The 25,782-nt window shown below is 70.9% G+C and carries 32 protein-coding genes; 10 read left to right on the forward strand and 22 right to left on the reverse strand.

The genetic code is table 11. The features are described from left to right. The first annotated feature begins 36 nt into the window (after nucleotides 1-36). Entirely contained in the window at nucleotides 37-513 is a 477-nt protein-coding gene (locus DEIMA_RS05740; protein ID WP_013556289.1) for an NUDIX hydrolase, read from the forward strand. Nucleotides 514-565: 52 nt separating this feature from the next. Here the strand turns inward: DEIMA_RS05740 and DEIMA_RS05745 are convergent, their stop codons facing one another. The 4 genes from DEIMA_RS05745 to DEIMA_RS05760 form a co-directional block, all read right to left on the reverse strand. Then, nucleotides 566-1,813 carry a hypothetical protein gene (locus tag DEIMA_RS05745; protein WP_013556290.1) on the reverse strand — a complete coding sequence of 416 codons (1,248 nt, stop codon included), beginning with the start codon at nucleotides 1,811-1,813 and terminating at the stop codon, nucleotides 566-568. 268 nt (nucleotides 1,814-2,081) lie between these two features. After that, the gene (locus DEIMA_RS16815) at nucleotides 2,082-3,014 is read right to left on the reverse strand and encodes a DsbA family protein (protein WP_013556291.1); all 933 of its coding nucleotides are present in this window, start codon (nucleotides 3,012-3,014) and stop codon (nucleotides 2,082-2,084) included. A 23-nt stretch (nucleotides 3,015-3,037) separates the two neighbouring features. Beyond that, a complete protein-coding gene (locus tag DEIMA_RS05755; protein WP_013556292.1) occupies nucleotides 3,038-3,625 on the reverse strand; it encodes a DNA-3-methyladenine glycosylase in 588 nt (195 codons plus the stop codon). Between the two features lie 3 nt (nucleotides 3,626-3,628). Further along, nucleotides 3,629-4,192, reverse strand: a complete 564-nt coding sequence (locus tag DEIMA_RS05760; protein ID WP_013556293.1) for an antibiotic biosynthesis monooxygenase — start codon at nucleotides 4,190-4,192, stop codon at nucleotides 3,629-3,631. Between the two features lie 70 nt (nucleotides 4,193-4,262). Between DEIMA_RS05760 and rlmB the strand changes: the two genes are divergently transcribed. Both rlmB and DEIMA_RS05770 read left to right on the forward strand, forming a co-directional pair. Then, nucleotides 4,263-4,991, forward strand: a complete 729-nt coding sequence (rlmB, locus tag DEIMA_RS05765; protein WP_013556294.1) for a 23S rRNA (guanosine(2251)-2'-O)-methyltransferase RlmB — start codon at nucleotides 4,263-4,265, stop codon at nucleotides 4,989-4,991. Continuing rightward, nucleotides 4,988-5,884: an aldose epimerase family protein gene (locus DEIMA_RS05770; protein WP_013556295.1), complete on the forward strand. Its 897-nt coding sequence runs from the start codon at nucleotides 4,988-4,990 to the stop codon at nucleotides 5,882-5,884. The genes rlmB and DEIMA_RS05770 overlap by 4 nt, the downstream gene beginning before the upstream one ends. A gap of 31 nt (nucleotides 5,885-5,915) precedes the next feature. Here DEIMA_RS05770 and DEIMA_RS05775 read toward each other — a convergent pair whose 3' ends face one another. Beyond that, on the reverse strand, nucleotides 5,916-6,377 hold the full coding sequence (locus tag DEIMA_RS05775) for an Lrp/AsnC family transcriptional regulator (RefSeq protein ID WP_013556296.1): 462 nt from the start codon (nucleotides 6,375-6,377) through the stop codon (nucleotides 5,916-5,918). A 91-nt stretch (nucleotides 6,378-6,468) separates the two neighbouring features. Here DEIMA_RS05775 and yedA point away from each other — a divergent pair, with 91 nt between their 5' ends. Together yedA and DEIMA_RS05785 are read left to right on the forward strand one after the other, a co-directional pair. Continuing rightward, the gene (gene yedA / locus DEIMA_RS05780; RefSeq protein WP_013556297.1) at nucleotides 6,469-7,383 is read left to right on the forward strand and encodes a drug/metabolite exporter YedA; all 915 of its coding nucleotides are present in this window, start codon (nucleotides 6,469-6,471) and stop codon (nucleotides 7,381-7,383) included. A gap of 22 nt (nucleotides 7,384-7,405) precedes the next feature. Next, the gene (locus DEIMA_RS05785) at nucleotides 7,406-7,711 is read left to right on the forward strand and encodes a hypothetical protein (RefSeq protein WP_013556298.1); all 306 of its coding nucleotides are present in this window, start codon (nucleotides 7,406-7,408) and stop codon (nucleotides 7,709-7,711) included. A 28-nt stretch (nucleotides 7,712-7,739) separates the two neighbouring features. Here the strand turns inward: DEIMA_RS05785 and DEIMA_RS05790 are convergent, their stop codons facing one another. Then, complete coding sequence (locus DEIMA_RS05790) at nucleotides 7,740-8,126, reverse strand: hypothetical protein (protein ID WP_043816497.1); 387 nt, start codon at nucleotides 8,124-8,126, stop codon at nucleotides 7,740-7,742. Nucleotides 8,127-8,477: 351 nt separating this feature from the next. Between DEIMA_RS05790 and DEIMA_RS05795 the strand changes: the two genes are divergently transcribed. Next, on the forward strand, nucleotides 8,478-8,702 hold the full coding sequence (locus DEIMA_RS05795) for a hypothetical protein (protein WP_013556300.1): 225 nt from the start codon (nucleotides 8,478-8,480) through the stop codon (nucleotides 8,700-8,702). 101 nt (nucleotides 8,703-8,803) lie between these two features. Here the strand turns inward: DEIMA_RS05795 and mqnC are convergent, their stop codons facing one another. The 13 genes from mqnC to DEIMA_RS05855 form a co-directional block, all read right to left on the reverse strand. After that, on the reverse strand, nucleotides 8,804-9,961 hold the full coding sequence (gene mqnC / locus DEIMA_RS05800; protein ID WP_013556301.1) for a cyclic dehypoxanthinyl futalosine synthase: 1,158 nt from the start codon (nucleotides 9,959-9,961) through the stop codon (nucleotides 8,804-8,806). 71 nt (nucleotides 9,962-10,032) lie between these two features. Then, nucleotides 10,033-10,584 (reverse strand): Rieske 2Fe-2S domain-containing protein, encoded by a 552-nt coding sequence (locus DEIMA_RS05805; protein ID WP_013556302.1) that lies wholly within the window; start codon nucleotides 10,582-10,584, stop codon nucleotides 10,033-10,035. Next, nucleotides 10,584-11,639, reverse strand: coding sequence for a c-type cytochrome (locus DEIMA_RS05810; RefSeq protein ID WP_013556303.1), 1,056 nt, complete (start codon nucleotides 11,637-11,639; stop codon nucleotides 10,584-10,586). The genes DEIMA_RS05805 and DEIMA_RS05810 overlap by 1 nt, the downstream gene beginning before the upstream one ends. Continuing rightward, nucleotides 11,636-12,079 (reverse strand): cytochrome c-type biogenesis protein, encoded by a 444-nt coding sequence (locus DEIMA_RS05815; RefSeq protein ID WP_013556304.1) that lies wholly within the window; start codon nucleotides 12,077-12,079, stop codon nucleotides 11,636-11,638. The genes DEIMA_RS05810 and DEIMA_RS05815 overlap by 4 nt, the downstream gene beginning before the upstream one ends. Beyond that, nucleotides 12,076-12,645, reverse strand: coding sequence for a TlpA family protein disulfide reductase (locus tag DEIMA_RS05820; protein ID WP_013556305.1), 570 nt, complete (start codon nucleotides 12,643-12,645; stop codon nucleotides 12,076-12,078). Before DEIMA_RS05820 ends, DEIMA_RS05815 begins: the two co-directional genes overlap by 4 nt. A 40-nt stretch (nucleotides 12,646-12,685) precedes the next feature. Next, a complete protein-coding gene (locus DEIMA_RS05825; protein ID WP_043816499.1) occupies nucleotides 12,686-14,653 on the reverse strand; it encodes a heme lyase CcmF/NrfE family subunit in 1,968 nt (655 codons plus the stop codon). 33 nt (nucleotides 14,654-14,686) lie between these two features. Further along, nucleotides 14,687-15,160: a cytochrome c maturation protein CcmE gene (ccmE, locus tag DEIMA_RS05830; protein WP_013556307.1), complete on the reverse strand. Its 474-nt coding sequence runs from the start codon at nucleotides 15,158-15,160 to the stop codon at nucleotides 14,687-14,689. Further along, nucleotides 15,157-15,285 (reverse strand): hypothetical protein, encoded by a 129-nt coding sequence (locus DEIMA_RS18840; RefSeq protein WP_013556308.1) that lies wholly within the window; start codon nucleotides 15,283-15,285, stop codon nucleotides 15,157-15,159. Before DEIMA_RS18840 ends, ccmE begins: the two co-directional genes overlap by 4 nt. Beyond that, nucleotides 15,278-15,973: a cytochrome c biogenesis protein CcsA gene (ccsA, locus tag DEIMA_RS05835; RefSeq protein ID WP_013556309.1), complete on the reverse strand. Its 696-nt coding sequence runs from the start codon at nucleotides 15,971-15,973 to the stop codon at nucleotides 15,278-15,280. Before ccsA ends, DEIMA_RS18840 begins: the two co-directional genes overlap by 8 nt. A 262-nt stretch (nucleotides 15,974-16,235) precedes the next feature. Continuing rightward, nucleotides 16,236-16,916 (reverse strand): heme exporter protein CcmB, encoded by a 681-nt coding sequence (locus DEIMA_RS05840; protein WP_013556310.1) that lies wholly within the window; start codon nucleotides 16,914-16,916, stop codon nucleotides 16,236-16,238. Further along, nucleotides 16,913-17,572: a heme ABC exporter ATP-binding protein CcmA gene (gene ccmA, locus DEIMA_RS05845; RefSeq protein WP_013556311.1), complete on the reverse strand. Its 660-nt coding sequence runs from the start codon at nucleotides 17,570-17,572 to the stop codon at nucleotides 16,913-16,915. Before ccmA ends, DEIMA_RS05840 begins: the two co-directional genes overlap by 4 nt. Continuing rightward, nucleotides 17,557-18,234: a cytochrome c biogenesis CcdA family protein gene (locus tag DEIMA_RS05850; protein WP_013556312.1), complete on the reverse strand. Its 678-nt coding sequence runs from the start codon at nucleotides 18,232-18,234 to the stop codon at nucleotides 17,557-17,559. The genes ccmA and DEIMA_RS05850 overlap by 16 nt, the downstream gene beginning before the upstream one ends. Before the next feature lie 44 nt (nucleotides 18,235-18,278). Further along, nucleotides 18,279-18,695: a hypothetical protein gene (locus tag DEIMA_RS05855; protein ID WP_013556313.1), complete on the reverse strand. Its 417-nt coding sequence runs from the start codon at nucleotides 18,693-18,695 to the stop codon at nucleotides 18,279-18,281. Between the two features lie 96 nt (nucleotides 18,696-18,791). Here DEIMA_RS05855 and DEIMA_RS16820 point away from each other — a divergent pair, with 96 nt between their 5' ends. From DEIMA_RS16820 to DEIMA_RS18200, 3 genes are all read left to right on the forward strand, one after another. Beyond that, on the forward strand, nucleotides 18,792-19,256 hold the full coding sequence (locus DEIMA_RS16820) for a MarR family winged helix-turn-helix transcriptional regulator (protein ID WP_013556314.1): 465 nt from the start codon (nucleotides 18,792-18,794) through the stop codon (nucleotides 19,254-19,256). Further along, nucleotides 19,253-20,443, forward strand: a complete 1,191-nt coding sequence (locus tag DEIMA_RS05865) for a cytochrome P450 (protein WP_013556315.1) — start codon at nucleotides 19,253-19,255, stop codon at nucleotides 20,441-20,443. The genes DEIMA_RS16820 and DEIMA_RS05865 overlap by 4 nt, the downstream gene beginning before the upstream one ends. Nucleotides 20,444-20,617: 174 nt before the next feature. After that, nucleotides 20,618-21,250 carry a hypothetical protein gene (locus DEIMA_RS18200; RefSeq protein ID WP_013556316.1) on the forward strand — a complete coding sequence of 211 codons (633 nt, stop codon included), beginning with the start codon at nucleotides 20,618-20,620 and terminating at the stop codon, nucleotides 21,248-21,250. Nucleotides 21,251-21,319: 69 nt separating this feature from the next. Here DEIMA_RS18200 and DEIMA_RS05875 read toward each other — a convergent pair whose 3' ends face one another. Continuing rightward, entirely contained in the window at nucleotides 21,320-22,882 is a 1,563-nt protein-coding gene (locus DEIMA_RS05875; RefSeq protein WP_013556317.1) for a bifunctional metallophosphatase/5'-nucleotidase, read from the reverse strand. 67 nt (nucleotides 22,883-22,949) lie between these two features. Here DEIMA_RS05875 and DEIMA_RS05880 point away from each other — a divergent pair, with 67 nt between their 5' ends. Continuing rightward, entirely contained in the window at nucleotides 22,950-23,255 is a 306-nt protein-coding gene (locus DEIMA_RS05880; protein ID WP_013556318.1) for a hypothetical protein, read from the forward strand. 10 nt (nucleotides 23,256-23,265) lie between these two features. On the opposite strand, the gene DEIMA_RS05885 is transcribed toward DEIMA_RS05880, so the two are convergent. Further along, on the reverse strand, nucleotides 23,266-24,822 hold the full coding sequence (locus DEIMA_RS05885; protein ID WP_013556319.1) for an AMP-binding protein: 1,557 nt from the start codon (nucleotides 24,820-24,822) through the stop codon (nucleotides 23,266-23,268). Beyond that, nucleotides 24,815-25,759, reverse strand: coding sequence for a GNAT family N-acetyltransferase (locus DEIMA_RS05890; RefSeq protein ID WP_013556320.1), 945 nt, complete (start codon nucleotides 25,757-25,759; stop codon nucleotides 24,815-24,817). The genes DEIMA_RS05885 and DEIMA_RS05890 overlap by 8 nt, the downstream gene beginning before the upstream one ends. Nucleotides 25,760-25,782: the final 23 nt, after the last annotated feature.

The following is a 25,782-nucleotide window of genomic DNA, read 5'->3' on the forward strand; positions in this document are numbered from 1 at the left end:
CCCCATGACCCGTGAACGCCGCGAGAGGCCCCTCGCGTGACACGCCAGACCCGCACCCTGCCCATCAAACGGGCCGCCCACGTCTACCTCGTCCAGGACGGCAAGATGCTCCTCGTCACCGAACGCATGGACGACGGCGCCATCTTCTACGGCCTGCCCGGCGGTAAAGCCCTCGCTGGCGAAAGCCTGGCGGACGCTGCCGTCCGCCAGGTCCGCGTCGAAACGGGCCTGACCGTCACCGACCTGCGCTTCGTCAGCCTTCTCGAAGGCGAAATGCTCACCGGCACCAGCAACGAATGCTACGCGAACTTCGCGCGCTTCACCGCCAACTTCGAAGGCACCCTCAACCCCACCGACCCGGAAGTACTGGGCTGCGAATGGGTGCCGTTCGATCAGGTCCTGAACCTCGTCCGGTTCGGCCCGCCTCCCGAAGTCGAGGAACGCAACCCGCTCATCTGGGTGCCCACCCGCGACTTCCTGAGCGGCACGCCCCGCACGTACTACCCCATCTGAAACGCCCACCACCGAAAGGGGCGGGGCGCACGCGCGCCCCTTTCGGTGCGTGTTACTGGCTGATGATGTTGCTGTTGCCGTTGCTGGGGTCAATGGCCAGCAGCGCGTGATCGAAGCCCATGTAGATCAGCTGGCCGTCCGTGAAGATCGGCTGATCGACCGACTGGATATTCCGGGAGGCGGGGCCGCTCACAAGGTTGACGGCGCTGCGCACGCCAGCAGGCGTAACGCGCTGCAGTTTCGCGTAGCTTTCGGAGGCGCTGGCATTGCTGATCATGAAGTCCTGGCCGAACTTCAGCATGGCGCCGTGGTCCACGTCCTCACCGCTGCCGCGGCTGGGGTACTTGCCGGACGAGGCGCGCGCGGCGATCAGGCGGCGCGCGCCGCTCTGCAGGTCCACTTCCATCAGGCCGTCATTCGGGAAGCTGTTCACGTACGCCTTGCCGCCGCTGAGGAACAGGCCCGCGAGCGACCCGGTGTTCTGCGGGATGACGTCGCCGCTCCCGACCGTGCTCTCACCGTTGATGAGGTAGCGCGTGACGATGCTGCACTTCGCGGTGCTGAGGTTCACCTTCGCGATGCCGAACCCGCTGCCCGCCGGGCTCTCGGAGAACGTCAGGTACGCGGCGTTGCCGTCCACGCCGAGCTTCCAGTCGAGCTTGGTGTACGCGGAGCTGGTCGGGCCCGCGTTGCTCGGGCAGGTGTCCTCGCCGCTGGTGATGGGCGAATCCGGCTGGTTCGGGCGGCTGGTCCACACGACCGTGCGGTCCCCGGTGGTGGCGTTCACCTTGATGAGGTAGGTGGGGTCCGTGCTGGACACGTCGACGATGACGAGGAAGTTTCCGTCAGGCAGGACTTTCACGTCGCGGATGCCGTTCAGGCCGTGGCCGCTGCCTTTCTTGTTGCCGAGCACATCCTGCCCGGCGAGCAGCGTGCGGTCGCCCGTCTTGACGTTGATGCCGACGATGGCGCCCAGCTGATTGTTCGTCTCGGGCGACTCGGCGGAGCGCCCGCCGTACTCCACGGCGGCGTACAGCGTGTCGCCGACCAGCTGCCCGCCGATGATGCGGTCGTACAGGCCGCCCTGCCAGATCGGCGCGCCCTTCCCGATGGCGCCGGCCTTCTGCGTGTCTGGCGCGGCGCAGCGAGGATCGGTATTGCCGGACGTGCAGACGAACAGGCCATTGATCGTGGTGCTGCCGTTGCCGGGCGTCGGGGGCTTGGTGCCACCCTCCTGCGGGCTGCAGGCGGCGAGGGCGAGAGCGCAGGTGGTACCGAACAGAAGGTGATGAAGTTTCATAATGGTTCCTCCCAGAACATTGCCAGAAATGGCCGGATCAAAGGCTAGCGAACGCCATCATGCGCACATAGCGGTTTTGCGTCGCTTTTGCGGAGGAAGATGCCTATTCTGGAGGTTTATTTTGGAAGGATCACTTGAATTCTGGATGTCGACAAACATATAAAAAAACTTCTATTTTAGAGAGAGAACTAGCATTCCTTTGCAGGGATTCGCTTGACAGAAGGCGCGGCAGGCCTTACGCACCTGCCGCGCCTTGTTCACGAGGCGCTCACTTGCCGAGTGCCGTCACGAGCTTCACGTAATTCCCGATGGACGCCGCGTCCGTCCAGTTCTGAACCTTGAACGGCCCGACGTACAGACTGGGTGTGCCCTGCACGTCGACGGCGTCGCCGACCTTCATGTCGGCCTTCACGAGGGCCTGCACGGCGGGGTCCTTCAGGCAGGTCTGGAACGTGGTGAGGTTCAGCCCGAGCTGTTTCGCGGCGGTGACCGGGGACGTGACGGTGAATGCCACGTCGTGGTACGCCCAGAATTTCCCCTGCTGGGCGGCGCACTCGCCGCCCAGCGCGAGCGGCATGGCGTTCTGGTGGAAGCTGAGCGGGAAGTGCCGGTAGCTGAAGCGCGCCAGCCCCTTCCCGATCAGGTCACGCTGCAGGGCGGGGAAGACGTCGTCGTGCAGTTCACGGCAGTACGGGCACTGGAAGTCCGAGAATTCGCGGATGACCGGGCCGCCCTTGCCGAGCACGTACCGGTCCGCGCCGAACCCTGTGTACTCGTGCGGCGCGACCGTGAAGGTCAGGCGGCTGGCGGTCCAGTCGAGCGTGAAGTCCAGGCCGTCCGCGAAGCCCAGCGGCACGGGCCCCTTGCCGAGCACTTGCGCGCGGATCTTGTCGAATGCGCCCGCGAGCTGTTTGGCCTGCGCGGCCGTGACGGGCGCGTCCATGTCGGTTTCCGTGGCGATCAGGGCGCGCGCGGCACTGGCGGTGTCGTCGGTGGGGCCGCTGTACGCGAAGCGGGCCGCGAGGCCGCCGGCGGTCGTGACCGTGACGGTGCCACCCCCGACGCGGACGCTCGTGGTGGAGGCCGTAGCGGAGGCAGCGGTGCCGCCGGTCAGGCGGGCGTAGTTGCTGGCAGGGTACGCGACCTGCGCGGCGGCAACGCCGAGGACGCTCAGGGCGGCGGTCAGGAGGGTGCGGTTCATGCCTCCCGACTGTAGCAGCGGCGTTACAGGTCCATGCTCGGCTTTCCCGGTGAGACGAACGCGTGCCCGTCCAGCAAGAAGCGCCACGGCAGGTGCGCGCCGCGTTTCAGGCCCACGCGGGACGTGACGCGCACGTCCGCGTCGGGCACGCTCGCGCCCGCCACGAAGTGCAGGGTGGGGTGCGTGACCGCCTCGCCCTGGTAATCCGGCGTGATGTGCAGCGCCGTCATGAGCTTCGCGGGGCCGTTCGTGAGGTCCACGTCGCGCCGCACGGGCCGGTACATCCGCATGAGGTCCGCGCCCGCGAGCGGCTCGGCGGCGCGGATAAGCACGGCCGCCTCGCGCCCTTCGGGGGCGCAGGTGACGTTCAGGAGCAGGTGCTCGTACGCGCGGTGCAGGTAGTACCGTCCAGCGGGGCCGCCCATCAGTTCGCTCGCGCCGGCGAGGCGCTTGAGGACGTAGCAGGCAGGGTCGCGCGGGCAGTCGTACGCTTCGGTTTCCACGACGCGCGCGACCATGACGCCGTCCGGGACGACCCGCACGAGGTGGGCGCCCAACAGCTCGCGCGCGACGAGCACGGGGTCACGGTCGAAGAACGCAGGCGTGAGCACCGGTCAGCGGCTCGTGGGGTACAGCCAGGGGCGCAGCCAGCGCGTGAGCAGCGGCAGCACCGGGTACGTGAGGAACAGCGTCGAGAGCGTCGCGGTGGTGAGGGTCGCCAGCCAGCCCGGCCACGCGCTCGTGACGGGCGAGGTGAGCGTGCTGAACAGCATGATCAGCGGGTACACGCCGACGACGCCGACCAGCACCTGCTTCCAGAAGGCCGGGGCGGGCGCAGGCCGCGAGGGCCGGTCGAACCACAGCTGCAGCCCGGAGGCGTTCTGGTAGTGCACGTCCCCGACGATCAGGTCCTGCAGGCGCTGGATGCGTTCGCGGTACTGCGGGGATTCCTGCCAGGTGCGCAGCGCCTCGTACGTCGCGAAACGCACGATGGTGACGTACTCCGGGTGGGCGGGGTCGCTGGGGCGGATGACGTTCACGCCCAGGAAGCCGGGTTGTTGGTTCTGCAGGGCGTGCAGTTCGCGGGCCCAGCGTTCGTAGGCGTCAATGTGGCCCTCGCGGACCAGTTCGGAAATGACCAGTGTGACGCTCTGGTCGGCAGAGAAAGATTCAGTCATGGTGGGGGCACCCCGCGCGGGGGAACCCTCAGTGTACGACGCCTGCACCCGCGCAGCGTAGACTGGGCGAATGCTGCTGTATGGCCGGAACCCTGTCCTTGAAGCCCTGCGTGACGGTCGCGTCACCGAAGTCCTCGTCGCGCGCGGCGTCGAGGACGCCTTCGTCCGCGAATTGAAGGCGACGGACGTGCGTGTGCGTTTCGCGCCGCGCATCGAACTCGATCAGCTGGCGGGCACCACCGCGCACCAAGGCGTCATCGCCGAGGTCGAGGACCTCGAGTGGGCGACCGTGGATGACATCCTCGACCGCGCGGAGAGCCGCGGGGAGGATCTGCTGGTGGTGCTGCTCGACGGCATCACCGACCCGCGCAACTTCGGCGCGATCATCCGCAGCGCCGAGGTGCTCGGCGCGCACGGCGTGATCGTCGAGGAGCGCCGCAGCGCGCCGCTGTCGCCCGTCGTGGCAAAGACGGCGGCGGGCGCGACCAGTTACCTGCCGGTGGCGCAGACGAAGAACCTGCCGCGCCTCATCGATCAGCTCAAGACGGACGGCGTGTGGGTATACGGCGCGGCCGGTGAGGCCGCGCGCGACCTGCGGGAGCTTGATTACCGCGGGAAGCTCGCGCTGGTGATCGGCGCGGAAGGGGAGGGCCTGCGCCGCCTTGTGCGCGAGAAATGCGACGAGCTCGTGAGCATCCCCGTGCGTGGGCGCGTACAGAGCCTGAACGCCTCGGTCGCGGCGAGCATCCTGCTGTACCAGGCGCTCGCGGGCCGCGAGCCGGGGGGGCGCGGCAAGTGACGCCGCGCGTGGAGACGCTGACGGGCACGCACTTCACGCTGGAGGTGCTGCCGGACGTCGGCGCGAGCGTGTTGAACCTGCGCGCCGCGTCTGGACGGCCCGTGCTGCGCCCCGTGCGCCCCGAGGACGTGCAGAGCAGCAGCAACGCGGCGAGCTTCACGCTGATGCCGTTCAGCAACCGCGTCCGCGACGCGCACTTCACGTTCGCGGGCCGGGACGTGCAGTTGCGCGTCACCACCAAAGACGGTCTCACGCAGCACGGCGACGTCCGCAACCGCCCCTGGACGGTCACGCGCACGCCGGACGCGCTGCACGCCGCGCTCAACAGCCGCGACCACGCGGACCTGAACTGGCCGTGGACGTTCACGGCGGGCGTGACGTACGAACTGCGCGGCGCGACGCTCACCACGCACCTCACCCTCACGAACGCGGACGCGCAGCCCATGCCCGCCGGGTTCGGCATTCACCCGTACTTCGCGCGGCGCGCCGACGGCGTAGACCCGGCGCTCACGCTCGGCGCCGCGTGCGTGTACGACACGGACGACCGCGCCCTGCCGCTCGGCGCGGCCCGCCCGGTCACGCCGGAACTGGATTACCGCTCGGCGCGCGTCATCGGGAACGCCACGCTGGACCGCGTGTACACCACGTGGGACGGCGAGGCGCGGCTCGACTGGGGCGTGCGCGCCCTGCACCTGCGCGCGGATCCAGTATTCGGGCACGTGGTCGTGTTCACGGCGCCCGACGGCAGCCTCGCGCTTGAACCGGTGTCGAACGCCACGGACGGCTTCAACCTGATGGCGCGCGGCGTCGCCGGGCATGGCGTGGTCACGCTCGCGCCCGGCGAGACGCTGAGTGGCCGCATTGACTTGACCCTGCACGGCGACTGGTCCTGAACGCGTCCGGCCTTCAGCCGCCCCGCGGGGCTCAGCGGTGGGGGGGCTGGAGGATCACGTCGTCCTTCACGCTCGACAGGATCAGGGACGTGGTGGGCGTCCCGAACGCCTTAAGGGCCGTGATGGCCGCTTCGAGGTGCGCCACCCCCGTGACGGCCACCCGCAGGACGTAGCAGTCGCTGCCGGTCACGCGGTCCGCGACGAGGATTTCCGGCGTGGCCCGCGCGTGCGCGATGAACGCGTCGTCCTCACCGCGGTCCACGGTGAGGCGCACGTACGCCTGCAGGGCGTACCCGAGCGCGGCGGGTTCCAGCACTGCACGGTACGCGCGGATGAGGCCCGCGTCCTCCAGGCGGCGCACGCGTTCTGCGACGGCGGGAGCGCTCAGCCCGACGGCGCGGCCCAGTTCGCTGAAGGGCGTGCGGGCGTCGCGTTGCAGCGCGTCCAGCAGTTGCCGGTTGATCTCATCGAGCAGGCGATCCGAAGGCGTCATCCTGAAATCACTTTAGCACCGAAAGGCAGTGCGCCAGATTGCCTATGTACCCCACTGTACTTTCGGGTTTTGACCCCCGTACCATAAGGTCATGACGGCCACGCCCAGCGCCCTTGCCCGCACCGCGCCCACCCCCCTCCTGATCGGCCTCGCCCTGGCCGTCGTGTACGTCGTCTGGGGCAGCACGTATTTCGGCATCAAGGTCGCCATCAGCAGCCTCCCGCCCCTCGGTATGCTCGCCCTCCGCTTCCTCGTGGCCGGCGCGGTCCTGTACGCCGTCCTCGTCGCGCGCGGCGCCCGCACCCCCAGCGCCCGCGAGTGGCGCAGCAGCCTGATCGTCGGCACCCTGCTGCTGGGCGGCGGCACCGGCCTCGTCACCCTCGCGGAACGCGAAGCGAGCAGCAGCGTCGCCGCCATGGTGATCGCCATCAGCCCACTGTTCGCCTCCCTATTCGCGCGCTTCTGGGGCGAGCGCACCTCCACGCGCGAGTGGCTCGGCATTATCGTCGGCCTGGCCGGCATCGTCCTGCTGAACCTCGGTGACCTGCGCGCCACCCCCCTCAGCGCCGCCCTGCTGGTGCTCGCGCCGCTCTGCTGGACGTTCGGCAGCCAGTGGTCGCGCCGCCTGCCCCTCCCGGACGGTCTGATGGGCGCCGCCACGGAAATGCTCACCGGCGGCGCTGTCCTGCTGGTGCTCAGCGTCGTGTTCGGCGAGCACTGGCGCACCCCCACCGCCAGCAGCGTGTGGGCACTGGTGTACCTGATCGTGTTCGGCAGCATGCTCGCGTACAGCGCGTACATGTTCCTCGTCGCGCACACCCGCCCCGCCCTCGCGACCAGCTACGCGTACGTGAACCCGCTTGTGGCGGTGCTGCTGGGCGTCGGCTTCGGCGGTGAGCACCTCTCGGCGCTCGGGTGGGCGGCGCTGGTGGTGATCATGCTCGGCGTGGCCCTCGTGATCCTGCCCGTACCCGGACGGTCCCGCGCGCCCCGCAACGACACCTGATCGGCGCCTCTACACTGGCGGCATGCACCTCGTGCAACTGCTGCTGCCCCTCACCGACAACGAGCACACCCCGTTCCCGCCCGCCCTGTACGCCCAGGTGCGGGCGGACCTCACGGCCCGCTTCGGTGGCCTCACGGCGTACGTCCGCGCGCCCGCCCACGGAGAATGGGAGGACGACGGTGAACGCGTCCACGACGACGTGGTCATCTACGAAGTCATGGTCGAGGTCCTCGACCGCGCGTGGTGGGCGCACTACCGTGAGACGGTCCGCGTGCAGTTCCGTCAGGAGGCGCTCGTCGTTCGCGCCCTCCCGTTCGAGCGGCTCTGAATGTCTGGAGCCTGTGTTCGCCCGGGGCTCAGCGGGCACCCAGGGCGACCACGACGCTGCTCGCGAGCAGCACGAGCGCCACGGGCGCCCAGATCCGGCGTTCCACCGCGCTGGGCGTAATCAGGTTGAGGCCCAGGCTGAGGGCCGAGAACGCCACGACGCACCAGATCAACCACGGCGCCCCGGACGCCCACGCGGGCAGGCCCACGCCCGCGCGGGCGAGCACCACCCCAGCCATCGCGCTGAGCAGCGCGGCCTGGAACAGCGCCGCCACCCGCAGCGGCGCGGGGAAGCGGCCAGGATGGGCGCCACCCATGGCGTAGGCGCCCCAGGGGGCGCCCGCTGCGAGGGCCAGCTGAAACAGGACCGCGAACGTGATGGTCACCGCGAAAAGAACCGCCATGGTGGATTGCATGTGCGCGAAGCCTAACATGCTGCCTTGCCCGGTCCGCCTCATTTCTGCGCGCCGCGGCGAACGCCGTACACCCACCGAGGGCGGTTCGGCACGCTTCTCGGGGCCGTGGTGGGTGCGGCATCAGGCTCCTGTTGGCGGCCACGCTCGCCGTGAGGATCCTCATGCTTGCGGGCGCTTCGGGCCGCCCCACCGCACGGTGACGGTGCCTGCGCGAGCGCGCCACCACAAGGTCCACGAGGAACCCAGACGCGCGCGGGTCACTGCGGTGACGGGCGGCCAGACAACCCCGTGCGGTTCTGTCTCCACCATTTTGCCGATGCCTTTTTTCATGGTGGGCCGGTACCATGAGGCATGTTTCGCCACCTCAGCGACACCCGCACCGACGAAGGCCGCGTCCGCGTCCTGATCGACGGCGCGAGCGTGCTGCTGCGCGCGGAGACGCACGCCTGGCAGCACGACAGCGCCCATGCCACCCTTGAGGACGCGGCCCTCACGCTCGCGCTCCTGCCGGAAATCCCGCAAGCCCTGTACGAACAGTCCCTCGCGGACATCGAACGCTACGCCCACACCGACTGAACCGCGCCCGGTCAGCCCGGCCCCAGAGGCCCGCCCTCACCCCTGCGTTCAATGCGCGGCGCGGCCCCCGCACGTGCGGGGGCCGCGCCGCGCGTGCGCGTTCAGTCGGCGCTGACGGCCGCTTCGACCAGGCCCAACGCCATCAGGTCGGGGTAGCGGATCACCTGGAAGAAGCTGTTGCGTTGCGCGGGCGTGAACCCGGCGTCGTGCGCAATGCGGATCAACTCGCGTTCGGTCGCGCGGTGACGATCATGGCCGCCCGCCGCCGACACGACGTTCTCCTCCAGCATGGTGCTGCCCAGGTCATTCGCGCCGTAGTACAGCGCCGCGCCCGCAACCTTGAAGCCCTGCGCCGGCCATGACGCCTGGATGTTCGGCACGTTGTCCAGCGCGATGCGCGCAATGGCCAGCTGCTGCAGGTACTCGTACGCGCTCGCGCCCGGCGCCTTGCCGTGCAGGCGCGTGTGCTCCGTCTGCAACGTCCACATCGCGAAGCCCGCGAAGCCGTTCCCGTACAGGCCGAGGCCGCGGTCCTGCTGCTCGCGGATCTTCAGGAGGTGCGCGGCGCGCTGCGCGTACGTCTCCCCGAAGCCGATCACCATGGTGCTGATTGTGTACAGGCCCTTGCGCTGCGCCGCGTCGATGATGCGGAACCAGTCCTCGCTGCGGATGCGCGCGGGCGCCGCCTTGGCGCGGACCTCATCTTCGAGGATCTCGCCGCCCGCGCCGGGCAGGCCGTCCAGGCCCGCCTCGATCAGCGTGTCGAGCAGGGCGTCCAGGGTCAGGCCGAAGGTGCGTTCCATGAACAGCACCTCCTCCGGGCTGAACGCCTCGATGCGGATGGTCGGGTGGTGCGCCTTGATGTGGCGCAGCAGGCCCGTGTAGTAGTCCAGCGGCAGGTCCGGGTTCACGCCGCCCTGCATCAGGATGCGCGTCCCACCGACCGCTTCGAGTTCGCGGATCTTCGCGGAGATCTGCTCGTAGTCGAGGACGTAGCTGTCCTTCTGGCGTTTGGTGCGGTAGAACGCGCAGAAGTTGCACGCGACGTTGCAGACGTTGGTGTAGTTGATGTTCCGGTCGATCAGGTACGTGACGACGTCGGGGTTGGCGCGGCGCGTCCGCAGCTCGTGCGCGACGGCGGCGACGTCCGGCAGGGGCAGGTCGTACAGCGCGGTCACGTCCGCGTGCGTGAGGCGCTCCCCGCGCGCGGCCCGTTCCAGGACGCTCGCGCCACTCAACTTCAGCTCGGGCACGGTCATGCCCGCATTCTAGGCGCGGCGTGCCGGGCGGATGGTCCCGCCCGGCACGAACGACAGCGCGCACTGCGCGCTCAGCTGCTCAGCGGCGGGGCCGGCTCGAGGCCCGTGGCGTATACCGCGCTGCCGCGCGCTTCGAGGCGCACGCGCGGCAGCGGCGCGAGCGCCTGCCCGAACACCGCCTGCCCGCGTTCCAGCGCGTCGAACACGCTGAAGTGACACGGGCAGCCCAGCACCGGGTGGTCCGTGCGGTAGTTGAAGCTGAACGCGAGCGCCTCCGTGTCCCGCATAACGTTCACGGCGCAGCCCAGGTGCGTGCACACGCGGCTGAACGCCGCGAGGTGCGCGCCGCCCACCGTGACGGTGTCCTCGGTGGGGGAGGGGAGGCGCAGCAGCACGCACTCACGCCCGCCCGCGCGGAAGTTCACGCTCGACCACGCCCCTGGCAGCGCGGACAGGGCGGCCACGCGCACCGCCGGGACCGCCTGGAAGGCGGGCGCGCCCGGTTTGCCCTTGCCCGTCAGGATGCGCGTGGCGCGCAGCCCCAGCCACCCGAAGGTGCCGACGGTCGCCGCGACCGGCAGCACCCACCACTTCTCCAGCAGCGCGCGGCGCGTGACGGGCATTACGGCTCCGCCTGCCACTTCATGACGAGGTCCAGCACGCCGCGCAGTTCCTCACCCTTGAGGTTCGGGAAGGCGGGCATGGCGCCCCGGCCGTGCAGGATGACGTCCTGCGCCTGCGCGCGCGTGAGGTTCGAGAGGTGCAGGTTCGGGCCGATGCCGCCGCGTCCGTCCGGGCCGTGGCAGGACGCGCAGCTGGCCGCGTACACGCGCGTACCCGGCGTGCTCTGCCCGAGGCGCGTGCGGATCGCGGTGATCGTCTCGTCCGCGTCGCGGCCGCTCGGGTCGAGCTTCTGGTACGTCTGCAGGGCCTTCAGGGCCGCCTCGTCCTCGCCGAAGTGCGTCAGCGCGAAGCCCAGGAACAGCTGACTTTCCGGGTCTTTCGGGGCGAGCTGCGCGGCGCCGCGCACCAGCAGGAACGCCTGCTGCACGTTCTTCGGGTCGCCCTGCGTGACAAGGTAGATGCCGAGGCGACGCAACGCCTCGGGCTGCTGCGGGTTCTGCTTGAGCGCCGACGCATACGCCTGCGCGGCCTCGGCGTACCGGCCGGCCGCGAACGCCGCGCGGCCCCACGCGAGCAGCGACGCCTCGGTTCCCGTGCGGGTGGCGGTGGCGCGCAACGCGGGAATCTGCACGACCTCCTGCACGGCCTTCGCTTCCCCGGTGGAGAGCCCGGCCAGCTGCCAGCGCGGCAGGACCGTGAGGGCGCCCACGCCCACCAGCGCGGCCATCACCAGCAGCGTCAGCAGCGCGGGGCGGGCGACGCTCGCGTTCGGGCGCGTCGGCACGGGCGGGAGCGCGTCCAGCTGCGCGAGCACCCGCGCCGCGCGGCCCCGCAGGCGCGAACGCTCCGCGTGCACGGCGTCTGCGTCCTGCTCCCCGCGGTCCACCTGGTCGTCCAGGTCCCGCAGGGCGCGCAGCAGCGCTTCGCGCTCGGCCAGCAGGTCCTCGTGCCCGTCGTCGACCACGTCCGGCGCGGGTCGGCTCAGCGGGTGCGCGACCAGCAGAACCGTCGCGATCACCAGCAGCGCCAGCGTGAACAGCACCGCCAGCGTCATGGGCGCTCCTTGTCATGGCGCGCGAGTTCGGCGTCCACACGCGCCAGCGCTTCCGGGCTCACGTCTGGCGCCGTCACGGGCAGGCGCGCGCGGCGCAGGTACCCGAACAGCACTGCGCCGCCAATAGCGAACATCACGGCGGGCAGGCCCCACAGCAGCAGGTTCACGCCGCTTTTGGGCGGGTCGAGCAGCACCGTGTCGCCGTACCGCGTGGCGAAGAACGCGAAGATGTCCGCGTCGCTGCGGCCCGACTGCACCTGCTCGCGCACCTCGCGCAGCATCTGCTTGCTGATGGTGTTGCCGCTTTCCGTGATGGGCAGCCCCTGGCAGACCGGGCAGCGCAGCCGGTTCCCGATGGACAGCGCGCGGCCCTCCTGCGCGGGCGTCAACGCCAGCGCGACGCCCGCGAGGCACAGCAGCAGCGCCAGCAGCGTTCTCACTGGCTGACCCCGATGGTCTTCAACTGCCGGGTCAGGACGTCCCGCGTGACCTCCTGACGCACGTGCGCGCGGATCACGCCGGTCTTGTCGATGAAGAACGTTTCCGGCACGGCCGCCACGCCGTAATCGATGGCGATGCGGCTGCCCGGGTCGCGGACGTTCGGGTACGCGAGGTTGTACTCGCCGATGAAGTCCCTGAGCGCCGACACGTTGTCGTCCGCGTAGATCACGCCGACGATGGCGAGGCCCTGCGCGCGCTGCTGGCGCGCCACGTCGCTGAGCAGCGGCGCCTCGTTGCGGCACGGTGGGCACCATGACGCCCAGAAGTTCAGCAGGACCGGTCGGCCCCGCAGGCTCGCGAGCGTCACGGTGTTGCCGTTCAGGTCCTTGAGGGTGAAGTTCGGTGCGGCCTTACCGACCAGCGGGCCGGTGGCGCCCGTGCGGGCGCTGTCACTCTGGCGCGTCAACGCCACGGCGAACACGACGACCAGCAGGAACGCCAGCGCGGGCGGCAGCAGGCGGCGCCACGTGGGCACCGCGGGAGGGGAGGAGGGGGAGGTGGTCACGTTAGGACTCCATTCGTTGAGGGAAGCGGGCCGGGTGAGCTCAGTCGGCGGGCAGCGCCACGGACTGCACGGCGGCGCGCTGCACGCGAGCGGGCGTGAGGGTCAGGACGGCGCCCGCGACGATCACCAGCGTGCCCACCCAGATCCATGACACCAGCGGCGACTCGATCAGGCGCACACTCGCCCACCCGCCCTGCGGGTCGGCGGCGGTCAGCACGAGGTACGTGTCGCCCAGCACGGCGTAGCGCACGGCCGGCGTGGGGAACGGCTGATCGCCGGCCTGCAGGTACACGTTGTTGCGCGGGCGGAAGTTCGCGCCGTCGAGGCGCACGTCGGCGATCAGGCTGCGGCGCTCCGGGTGCGTTTCGTTGCTCAGGCCGTTCAGGGTCAGCGTGTGCCCGAGGACAGTGGTGTTCTGACCGGTGCGGAGCGTCACCTCGTCGCTGCGTTTGTACGCGCCGCTGAACGCCACGCCGAGTGCCAGCACGACCAGCCCCAGGTGCGCGAGGTACGCGCCCATGCGGCGCGGCTGCTCCGGGAACAGCGCCGCGAAGCTGCCGCGCGTGCGCGTGGCGCGCGCCGTGAGGACGATCAGGCCGGCCACGTTGTACGCGGCGAGCGCGACCGTGAGGGCCACGCCGGGCACGCGCGCGCCCAGCGCGAACGCGAGCACGCCCGCGACGACGCCCGCCCCGACGGGCACGCGCAGCGCTTCACGCAGGCGCTCGCCGGGCGCGCGCCGCCACGGCAGCAGCGGCCCCACACCCATCAGCAGCAGCAGCCCCAGCCCGAGCGGCACGCCGAACGCATTGAAGAACGGCGAGCCCACGCTGGTCTTGCGGCCCGTCGCGGCCTCCACCAGCACCGGGAACAGCGTGCCGAGCAGCACCATGACGCTGAACGTCAGGAACAGCCAGTTCGCGGCGAGGAACGCGCCCTCGCGGCTCACGGCGCTCGGCGCGTCGTCCTCGTCGCGCAGCAGCGGCCCGCGCCACGCGGCGAGCGCGAAGCCCGCCACCAGAATGAACGCCAGGAACCCCAGGAACACCGCGCCGACCGGGCCGCTCGCGAACGCGTGCACGCTCTGCACCACGCCGCTGCGGTTGATGAACGTGCCCAGCACCGTCGTCGCGTACGCCAGCACGATCAGCCACACGTTCCATGCTTTCAGGAGGCTGCGGCGCTCCTGAATCTGCACGCTGTGCAGGAATGCCGTCGCGAGCAGCCAGGGGATGAAGCTGGCGTTCTCGACCGGGTCCCACGCCCAGTACCCGCCCCACCCGAGCGTCTCGTACGACCACCAGCCGCCCGCCACGATGGCGGCCGTCAGGAACGTCCACGCGACCAGCGTCCAGCGGCGCGTCTGCGTCACCCACGCGCTCGTCAGGCGGCCTGTGACCAGCGCGGCCACCGCGTACGCGAACGGCACCGCGAGGCCCACGAACCCCAGGTACAGCAGCACGGGGTGCACGGCCATCATCCAGTGGTTCTGCAGGGCTGGGTTCGGACCGGCGCCGTCCGCAGGGATACTGGCGAGCGGCGTGAACGGGCTGGCGATGGTGGCGTCCACGCCCAGGAAGAAGATCAAGGACACGAACATGGCGCCCATCGCCCACGGCGCGAGCGCGTCGCGGCGCAGCGTGAGGCTCAGCACGAACGCGTACAGCGAGAGCATCCACGCCCACAGCAGGATGCTGCCCTCCAGCGCCGCCCACAGCGTCACGACTTTCACCCACGTGGGGCTGGCGCGCATGCTGTGCTCCGCGACGTACCGCACACTGAAGTCGTCCCGCAGCAGGGAACTCTGCAGCACCAGCAGCGCCAGCGTCGTGAACGCGAACACCGCCCACGACGCGCGGCGCGCGGCGCCCGTGGCGCGCGCGTCACCGCGCACGCCGCCCAGGACGCCCAGTGCGGCGCCCCACAGGGCGAACGCGAGGGCCACGAGCAGGCTCAGCTGCCCGAGCGCGCCCATCGGCGACGCCTCAAACGAAATCAAGTTCAGCACGACTCTCCCCGGCGCCGCGCGGCGCCACAACCGTCAGTTGGTGGTTTCTTCGAGGAGGCGGCGCACGTCCGCCTGGTTCTTCGGCGTGCGGTACTCCTCGCTGTGCTTCACGAGCAGCTCCTGCCCGACGAACACGCCCTGCTGGAAGTGCCCGCGCACCACGACGCCCTGGTTCTCCTTGAACAGGTCCGGCACGGCCCCCACGTACCGTACGGGGTAACTGGCGGTCCCGTCCGTGATGGTGAAGCTGAGGTTCAGGGTGTCCCGGTCGTACTGCGCGGCCTTCACGAGCCCGCCGAGGCGCAGCGTGCGGTTCTGCAGGGTCGCCTGCTGCTGCTGGTACTCCACGGGCGTCACGAAGAACTCCAGGCTCTTGTTCAGGCTGCCGTACGCCAGGAAGGCGCCAACGCCGATCAGCCCCGCGAACGCCAGCGCGTACGGCAGCGGCTGGCGCTTGCGGCGCCGCGCGCGCGGCAGGGGCGTGCCGGGCAGCGGGGGCTGGGTCACGCGCGGTCCTCCGGCTGCTGCGCGCGTTCGTGCCACAGGCGCGACCACACGAAGTACAGGTAGCCGAACAGCACGATGAACGTCACGGCGTACACGATCAGGACGTACACGCTGTACTTATCCATGGCGGACCTCCAGGTCGAAGGCGCGTTCCTCGCGTTCCTCGGCGAGGCGCGCGAGCGTGCCGCGCACGCGTAGCAGGTAGACGTACAGCAGCGTGAACGCGACCGTCATGATCAGCAGCTCCACGCCGTAGATGGGGGCGGCCTTGAACTGCACCTTGCCGAGCAGGTTCAGCGTGGGCGTCTGGTGAATGCTGCGCCACCAGTACACGCTCATGTAGTTGACGGGAACGTACAGCGTGCCCGCCACGCCGATCACGGCGGCCACGCGCGCGCGGCGTTCCGGCTCCTCAATCATGCCGCGCACCAGCAGGTACCCGCCGTAGATCAGCAGGCTGAGCGCCGTCGTCGTGAGGCGTGGCTCCCACACCCAGTACGTGCCCCAGGTGGGTTTCGCCCACAGCATGCCGCCCACCAGGGTGCTCACCGTGAACACCAGGCCGATTTCCGCGCTGGCCATGGACAGCCGGTCGAACGAACGCCCCCGCGTGATGAGGTACAGCAGGCCGAACAGGCCCGTCCCGCCGTACGCGAGGTACGATAACCACGCGCTGGGCACGTGCACGAACATCAGCCGCACGAGGGAACCCTGGTTCACGTCGGGCGGCACCACGAACGCCAGCGTGAAGCCCACCAGCAGCAGCAGCAGGGTCACGAGGCCAAGTCCAGTTGTCAGGCGATCACGCATCATCCGTTATTGTCTCCCAAGGTGGCGTCCCGGACCGTGAAGCCATGAGGTGCCCGGACGCGTTACCGTACGCTCAGCATCGTCCAGATGGGCATAAAAACCAAGTCCGAATGCCCCGAAACAGCGCGCCCCGCCCCCAGTGGGCTCGGCCGAGAAGGCCCACCCATGCGCGGTGAGCGCCTCACGCCGTGAGCTGCCGCAGGTGCATAACGTCCGCCGCGTGCAGCGCGCGGGTGGCCGGAGCGCCTGCAGAGTGACGCATGGTTCACTCCACAGCGTACGGAAACAGCAGCGCGCTCACGATGATGCTGCCCACATCGAACGCCACGAGGAAGGTCAGCCACGCGCGCACCTCATCGCCTGCATCGCCCGCGAGCAGCAGCGTCGTCACGCGCGTACCCGCCAGGATGACCGGCACCAGCACGGGGAACGCCAGGGCGGGCAGGAGCGCCTCACGCGCGCGCAGGTTCACGGTCACGGCCGCGTAGAAGGTGCTCGCCGCCGTGAGGCCCAGCAGCCCCAGCAGGAACGTCAGGCCGAGCAGCGGCAGCGGCACGCGCGGCGCGTCCTGCCCGCCGAACGCGTCGAACAGCGCCAGCCCGCCGACGATCAGCAGCGCGGCCACCACCAGCAGCTGCGTGAACGTGGACAGCAGCTTCGCGAGGTACACGCCCTCGTGCGAACCGGGGTACAGCAGCAGCTGCTCCAGCGCGCCCGCCTCCTGCTCTGCCGCGAACGCCCGCCCGGCGGCGGTGGCGGCCGCGAGCGCCAGGGCCGTCCACACGGCCGCGCCCGCGCCCGCGCGGATGCGGTTCTCGTCCGGGCCGAGGCCGAACGCCAGCACCATCAGCACCAGCGTCCCGAAGAACAACGTGGACAGCAGCACGTCCCGCGTGCGGCCCGCCAGGCGCGCGTCCTTCGCGGCGAGCGCCAGGAGGCGCTTCACGGCGCCTCCGTGAGTGCGCCGCCCTGCAGGCGCAGTGCGCGGGCGGCCACGGCCCGCGCGAGTTCCGGTTCGTGCGCCGCGACGACCAGCGTCACGCCCCGCCCGTGCAGGTCGCGCAGGACGTCCAGGGCGACGGCGCGGCCGTCGTCGTCGAGGTTCGCGAAGGGTTCGTCCACAAGCGTGAGGGGTCGGCCTGCCAGGAGCGCGCGGGCGAGCGCGAGGCGTTTGCGCATCCCGGCGGACAGGAAGCGTGCGCGCCGGTCCGCGGCGCGCGTCAGGTCCACACGCGCGAGGGCGCCGTCCACGTCGCCGCTCAGGCCGTACATCCGCAGCGTGAACGCGAGGTTCTCGCGGCACGTGAGGTCCGGGTACAGGCCCGCGCCGTCGAAGGCCATCAGGTGTGTGTGTTCCCGCAGGCTGCGGCGGTCCGACAGCGCGAACCCGAACACGCGCCCGTCGCCGCGGGACACGCCGAGCGCGCCCGCGAGGACGCGCAGCAGCGTCGTCTTGCCCGCGCCGTTCGCGCCGAGGAGCGTCACGGCCTCGCCGCGCGCGAGGTCCAGGTCCACGCCGCGCAGGACCGCGTCCTGCCCGAGCCGCAGGCTCACGCCCCGCAGCTGCACGGCGTACGGGTCGGGTGTTACAGCCGCAGCCACGCGGGCGTGACCTCGAAGAAGAAGCTGTTTAGGCGCGTGAACGCCCCCGTCACGATCAGGGTGCCCACGAGGACCAGCAGCGCCCCGCCGATCTTCTCGAACACCGGGCTGTATTTGTTCAGGGCGCGCAGGTTCAGGCGGTTCCACAGCAGGCCGGCCAGCAGGAACGGCACGGCGAGGCCCAGCGTGTACGCGGCGAGCAGGCCCACGCCCAGCGGGAGGCTCGCGCCACTCGCCGCGAGGCCCAGAATGCTGCCCAGCACCGGCCCGAGGCACGGGCTCCACCCGAACGCGAACGCCGCGCCGAGCGCCACGGCGCCGTAGCGGTCCGCGCCGTACAGCGCCGTGCGGGTGTCTCGCATCAGGAACGGCAGGCGAATGACGCCCAGCATCACCAGGCCGAACAGGATGATCAGGACCGCCGCGACGCGTCCGATCAGGTACTTGTACTGCAGCAGCAGCGCGCCGAGGGAACTGGCAGTCGCGCCGAGCGCCACGAACACCAGCCCGAACCCCAGCACGAACCCCAGCGCGCGCGTCATGGGGGCGCGCGCGCCGCCCAGCACGCCCAGGTACGACGGCACCAGCGGGAGCACGCACGGGGACAGGAACGACACGAGGCCCGCGAGGAAGGCGATGGTGACGGTGGGCGCGCTGCTCATGCGTTCAATCTAGCGAGTCCGGGTGGGGTGAACGTCCCCGCGTGTCAGCGGGTGTCCGGCGCGGGCAGGCTGGAGGCGGTGAAGGTGCCCTCCCAGGCGTTCAGAATGCGGCCGCTCTGGACGAGCAGGACGGTGGGGTAGGCGCGGACCTTCAGGGTGCGCGCGAAGGTGGTGGCGTCCGCGCCGCGCCACACCGGCAGGCCGGCGGGGGCGGGGGCGGGGACGTCCTCGGCGTTCACGGCGCGGACGGGGAGCCCGGCGCGCTCAATGGCGCTCCACAGCGGGCCGAGGTCGCCGCAGTCGTGGGAGTACACGACCAGCACCTCGCGGGGCGCGTCGGCCCAGGGGTGGGCGGGCAGGGGTTCGCCGAGGCGCACGCGCGCGAGGGCGGTGCCGCTCAGGGCCAGCAGGACCAGGAGGGCCGTGAGGGGGGCCGAGCGGAACGCAGGCATGACGTTCATTGTCGCGCGTGTCCGGTGAAAACCGTGAAGGCGCCAACAGTCAAAGGTAATTGCAATCTGCAAACATCTCATCCGGACGTGTGCCACCCTGACCGTATGAACGCCCCCCCGCAACACGACCCCGCCCTGCAATTCCTCAGCGCGTACTGGCTCGTGTACCGCGCGCTCGCCGAACGCATCGAGGACCACCTCAATGCGCACGTCGGCCTGGACTTGCGCGACTTCATGGCCCTCAGCCACCTCCAGAACCCCGACTACACCACCCCCTCCGCCCTCGCCCGCGCCCTGCACCTCCCGCGCTACGTCATCAGCCGCACCCTCGACACCCTCACCCGCGCCGGCGCCGTCACCCACACCGCCGACCCGCGCGACGCCCGCCGCCTCCACTACACCCTCACCCCCCACGGCACCCACCTGCTCACCCTCGGGTTCGACCTCGTCCGCACCCTCACCAACCCCCTACTCGACGAACTCGGCCCCGACGCCCCCCACGCCACCCGTACCCTGGAGCGCCTGCTCGGCCTCGCCGCGCACCTCCCTACCCCCAAGGAGACCGCATGACCACCGCCCCCGCCACCTGCCCCTTCCACAGCCCCCAGAAAACCAACTTCGACACCCCCCACACCGGCCCCGCCGTCACCCGCGACGCACAGGGCACCTACCACGTCCACGGCTTCCAGGAGGCCCGCGCGGTCCTGCGCAGCGAACACGTCCGCCAGGCCGGCTTCCACAGCGAGGACGTCACCGACAGCGGCGCCCTCGTGAACCCGCCCGTGCTGTTTCTCGAAGGCGAAGCGCACCACGACATGCGCCGCCAGACCGCCAAGTACTTCACGCCCGTCACCGTCGGCTCGTACCGCCGCATGATGGAGAACCTCGCCGACGACCTTGTTGGCGAACTCGTCGCGCGCGGACAGGCGAACCTCGACGACCTCAGCCTCCGCATGGCTGTGCAGGTCGCCGCGCGCGTTGTCGGCCTCACCGACAGCCTCCTGCCCGGTATGGCCGGCCGCATCGCCCGCTTCGTCGAAGCCGGCGAACCCGGACAGCCCGGCACGCTCGGCGTCCGCCTCAAAGCGCAGCTCAACCGCGCCGAGCTCCTCAGCTTCCTGTTCCTCGACGTCAAACCTGCCATCCGGGCGCGCCGCGCCCGTCCGCAGGAGGACGTCATCTCGCACGTCCTCGCCAAAGGCTACAGCGACATTGAGATCCTCACGGAATGCGTCACGTACGGCACCGCCGGCATGGTCACCACCCGCGAATTCATCAGCGTCGCCACCTGGCACCTGCTCGAGAACCCGGAGTTGCGGCACACGTACCTGCACAGCACCGAACAGGAACGCCACGCGCTGCTCCTCGAATTGCTGCGCCTGGAACCCGTCGTCGCGCAGCTCGTGCGCCGCGCCGTCGCGGACGTCCCGGTGGGCGACACCGTCATTCCCGCCGGCAGCCTCATTCAGGTGCACGTGTACGACACCAACCTCGATGAACGCACCGTCGGTGACGACCCGCAGGCCGTGTGCCCCGCCCGCCCGCTGCCGCGCGGCGTGCCCGGCCAGGGCATGAGCTTCGGCGACGGCCACCACCGCTGCCCCGGCGCGTACATCGCCATTCAGGAAACCGACATCTTCCTGCGTCGCCTGCTGAGCCTGCGCGACCTGCGCCTCGCCGCGCGCCCCCGCGTGACCCGCAACGACCTCATTAAGGGGTACGAACTGCGCGGCCTCACCCTGCGCGTCGGCGCCTGAACCGCGTGGCGCCGCGACGCGCGGCGCCACGCAGAGGGCCGGCACCGCCAGGTGACCGGCCCTCAACCCTGCAACCACACGTGCGCTTCCACGTGTGAGGAACCTCTGCGCGCCGCGCCGCACCTGCGCCCCCGGCCCCCCACCCGACCCGGCACAGTGAAACCGAGGTTCCCTATGACCAACACCCTCCGCCTGACCGTTCCCGCCCTTATCCTCGCCTCGGCCCTCAGCGCCTGCACCAGCACCCCCGCCGCGCCCGCCACCCTCGGCGCGCAGGCCACCACCTCCTACGTGAAAATCGCCGGGCACGGTCAGAACTTCACGCTCACCGCCACCACCTACACCAAATTCTGGAACGGCCAGCCGTACACCACGTCCGCCGAACGCAGCCTCCCCGCCGGCACGTACAACTGCGGCCCCTCCACCTACACCATCGACATCGCCGACGGGAACTGCTACGCGCAGGTCGTCACGCAGACCTTCAGCAAAACCCAGATCCTGATGCGCTCCACCTACGGCGCGGAATGGCAGGGCGCCTGGACCAACCTGTACACGACCCTGCAACTCAGCTACGCCGGGTACGGCCCCACCAGCCAGGTGTACGCCTACAACGTCGGCTACACCCCCACCGACGCCGAGTACACCACCGCCCGCACCTACTGGGCCAACCACGGTCTGGACGCCCAGTACCTCAGCAGCGACTACCGCAAGGTCCTGTGGGCCGTGTACCGCGCACGCACGTCCGCGAACAGCAGCGGCTTTGTGGGCACCTGCGGCCTGTGCGGCTTCGACTTCTACGTGCAGTAAAGTCCTGCTCTGACCGCGCCACACGTCGAGCGGCCGGTCCCAAGCCCGGGACCGGCCGCCCGGCGCGCGTTACTTCGCGCCGACCACCGTGATGCGCCCCTCGTTCGCGGCGCTGATGGTGCCCTGCGCCTGCAGGTAGTTCACGAGCAGGTCAATATCCAGCGTGCCCGTGTCCAGGCGGCGGCCCTTCGCGTTCTTCAGCACGTCGAAGCCGTCCCCGCCGTTCGCCGTGAAGGTGTTCACCGCGACCGTGTACGTCCGCGAGTCGTCCAGCGGCTGCCCGTTGAACGTCACGCTCGTCACGCGCTGCCCCGCCGGGCGGGTCACGTCGAAGGTGTACTGCAGGCCCTTGCTGACGTGCAGGAACTGCCCCTTGTTCTCGCTCCACGTGGCCACGCCGTGCTCCAGCGCCGCCTTCAGTTCCGCGCCCGTCAGGTCCAGGATCGTCAGGGTGTTCCCAAACGGCTGCACCGTGATGGCCTCCTCGAATGTGATCGGGCCCGCGTCGATACTGGCGCGCACGCCACCGCCGTTGACAAGGCCGATGACCGCGCCGGCCCGCTGGCCCGCCGCGAGCGCCGCGTCCGCCAGGACGTTCGCCATGGTGCTCTCCCGCTGGCGCACGATCTCGCGCGCGCCGTTCAGCGGCGTCGCCGCCTGCCCCACCACCTGACGGCGCAGGTTGGCGATGGGCACCGTCAGCGTCTGCAGCATGCGCCGCGCCGTGTCGTCCTCGGCGATGTCCATCGTCACCGGAATCGGGTTGCCCGCCCAGGTGTTCACGGCGCCCGCGTCATCGAACGTCACCTGGATGCGCCCGAGGACCTTGCCCCACTCCCACGCCGCGACGATCAGCGTGCGGTTTCCGTCCGGGTTGTTCACGACCGTCGGGTACGGCCCCTCGCTCGCCGGGAAGTCCTTGTTGTCGAACGTGCCGAGCAGCGTATGGCTATGGCCGCCCACGATCACATCAATGCCGGGCACGCTCGCCGCAACGTCCTTCTCCAACGTGTACCCCAGGTGCGACAGCAGGATGATCTTGTTGACGCCCTGCGCCTGCAGCGCCTGCACGCTGCCCTGCAGGCTGGCCTTGAGGTCCAGCATCTTCACGTTCTCGCCTGGGCTGCTGATCAGCGGCAGGTCCGGCGTGATCGCGCCGATGACGCCCACCTGCTGACCCGCCACGTTCAGCACTGCGTACGGCTTGATCAGGTCCCGCAGGCGCGGCTCGGCACTCAGGTCGAGGTTCGCGGCGAGCATCGGGAAGCGCGCGCGCTGCGCGAACGCCGCGAGCGCCCCCGGGCCGTCATCGAATTCGTGGTTGCCGACCGCCATCGCGTCGTACCCCATCAGGTTCATGAACAGCACGTCCGCGAGGCCTTTGTACACGTTGTACAGCAGCGTCCCCTGGAAGGTGTCGCCGCCGGACAGGACCAGCGGGTTCGGGTCCTGCGCGCCGTACTGCCGGACCAGCGTCGCCTGACGCGTGTACCCGCCGTACTGGTTCTGCCCGATCTTCGTCGGTTCGAAATGCCCGTGCAGGTCGTCCGTGTGCAGAATCGTGACCGTCAACGGCGCCGCGGACGCCGCACCGGCCAGCATGGCCAGCGTGAACAGCAGAGTGGTTTTCATGACGTCTGCAGTCTAGCGTGCGCGCGCACCCGGCCCGCACGTGCGGGCCGCGCGGTACCCTGCGCGCATGCCGACGGACGAACCCGGCCTGCTGTACTGGACCGCCCTCGACGGACACGCCACCCCGGACACCACCGACGATCCGCGCGTCCTGATCCTGCCGGGCGCGCTCAAGGACCGCACCCTCCGTGTTCTCTGGGCGCCCGCAGGCGACGCGCTGGGCGTCACCTTCGAACCGCAGGACCTCCGGCCCGGCGACCTGCCGGTGCTGCAGCGCACCCTGCGGAGCGTCCAGGGGCAGACGGAGCCGGACGCGGACCTCGCCGCGTTCCTGCGCACCCTGGACGCGTACCTGACCGAGGCCGCCGCTTAGGGGCAGGGCGTCACCGTGTCGCTGTAACGCGCAGCTGCGCGTAATCCACCTTCGCGTTGTGACGGGCGTCGACCGGGATCTGTGCCACGGCCCGCACCTCATCCAGCTGCGCCCATGCGAGGGCCGACGGCAGGTGCGCGTCAGGCGCGCCGTCCCACTCCACGCACAGCACCCGCCGCCCCTCTGCGCCCAGCAGGGCCGCGCGGCGCACCCGCGGGTGCGTCATCGCGGCGGCCTCCACCGCGAACGGGTATAGCGTGCCCCGCGCGTCCGTCACGCGCGCGCCCACGCGCCCCAGCAGCCACAGGCGGTCCGCGCCGTCCAGGGTGCCGGCGTCGCCCGTGCGGTGCCACACCCGCCCCGTCGCGGGGTCACGCCACTTCGTGTCCGCGTCCCCCTCGCCGTACAGGTAGCCGGGCAAGACGTGCGCGCCGCTCACGACGATCTCGCCCACCTCGCCCGGCGCGCAGGTGGCCGCGAGGAGCGCCGCCTCGGACGCGTACCCGAACGGCCCGTCCTGCGGGGGGAGCAGCGCCACCCGCAGCTCCGGCACGGGCCGCCCCGCCAGCAGCCCCCCGCCCGCCTGCGTCCGCGCGAGGTCCTCGGCGGTCACGTCCGCCCACGCCTGATGCGCGATCGGCTCGACCTCTGTGCTGCCGTACACGCTCACAAGCTGCGCGAGTGGCGCGGCGCGTTGCAGGGCCTCCAGCGTGCGCGGGAAGACCGGCCCGCCGCCCACGTACACCCGCTCGAACGGTAGGGGCGCGGCGCGGGCCAGGGCGGCGCGCGCGAGGGTGTCGAGCAGCGCGGGGCTGCCCGCCACCATGCGCGCGGGCGTGCGCGCCAGCTGCCGCAGCACCGCCCGCGCGTCCAGACGCGCGGGCCGCCCGAGCGCGGAATCCGGCAGCAGGATCGCCGCGCCACTTGCGAGGCTCATAAGGGCCACCACCTGCAGCGTCACAAGGTCGGTGCGCCCCGCCCGCAGGTCCAGGTGGCGGGCGAGCACGCGGTGCTGCTCGCGCAGGAACGTGTGCGTCCGCACCGCCACCTTCGGCTGACCGGTGCTGCCGCTCGTGAACGTCACCAGCGCCGGGTGCTCACCCGGCAGGACCGCCGGCGTGACCAGCGGCCCGCGCGGCCGGGCGCGCAGGTCCGCCGCGCCCGGAACGACGCCGCCCACCCGGAACCTGAGCGGCACGGCCCGCACCTCCGGCACCAGCAGGCGCAGCAGGTGCGCCTTCGGAATGCCGATCAGCGCGCGGGGCGCCGCGCGCTGCAGACAACGGCGCACGTACGCTCGGCCCGCCGACGGGTCCACGACGGTCGGGACCGCCCCGATCGTCCACAGCGCCGCGAGCGTCACGTACAGGTCAGTGCTCATGGGGACCAGCACGAGCGCGCGGTCCCCGGCCCGCACGCCCCCTTCCGCGAGCACCGTCGCGACGCGCCGCGCCTCCCGCGCCAGCCCCGCGAAACTCAGCGTCCGCCCGCGCCGATCCATGATGGCGGGCGCGGGCCCGCGCTCATCCGCCAGGGCGTACAGCAGCGCCGCGAGGTTTTCATTCACTGGCCAGCTCCCGCGCGAACAGCGCGTACCGGCGAATCACGCGCCCACGCCGGGCGCTCAGGGCCGCGCTGTCGTTCCCGTCCCACATCAGCGCGTGCACGACGCGCGCGAACCCCGCCCGGAACGCCCGTGCGTGCAGTTCGTTCGCGAGGAACCGGCCCAGCCCGGCGTTCGCGCGGCCCGGCCGGGCCGCCACGGTCTTCACGACGAGGGTGCCGGGCCACGCCGGGTCGGGGACATTGAACATGAACCCGACCAGCTCGCCGTGCCGCTCCGCCAGCCACACCCAGTCGAGCGGCGCGCGCGCCAGGAGCGGCGCGTACAGCGCCTCGAACGCCCCGAACGGAATCGGGGCGTAGAACGGGTTTCCTGCGAACGCCGCGAGGGACAGCGCGTGAATGGCGCGCAGATCCGCATTCAGGTCCGGGCCGGGCGGGCGCACCGTCACGTCCGCGAAGCGCGCGCGCAGGTCCGCTGCGCGCGGGTCTGGCGGTAAAGTGCCGGGCGTGGCCACGGCGCTGTGGTACGTGAGCAGCGGGCTGAACCCCGCCGACGCCCAGACGGACACGTCTGCGGGTGGCGTGTGCAGGTCCAGCGCGAATGGGGGCGCGTCGCCCACGTCCGTCACGAGGCGGTAACTGAACCACGTGCTGCCGTTCAGCGGCCCCACTGCCAGGTCCGCACCGCCCGACGACAGGTGCGTGCACGCAGCGTTCAGCACCGCCCGCCCGGCGTCATCATGCACGGCGGCGTACAAGCCGATCAGGCCCGTGCGGCGGCCCGCCCAGGTCGGCCCGCGCGTCCACACGCCTGCGCGCGCGACCGCCACGCCGTCCTCTACGGCGTGCAACAGGAGGTCCGGGGCGGGCCCTGGCGGCACGGGCGGTAACTCGGGGTGCGGCGGGACAGCCTGCGTCGTGAGGGTCAGGGGAGGCACACCGTGAGCATGACGCGCCCAGG

The sequence above is a fragment of the Deinococcus maricopensis DSM 21211 genome (assembly GCF_000186385.1).
In the GTDB taxonomy this organism is placed as follows: Bacteria; Deinococcota; Deinococci; order Deinococcales; family Deinococcaceae; genus Deinococcus_B; species Deinococcus_B maricopensis.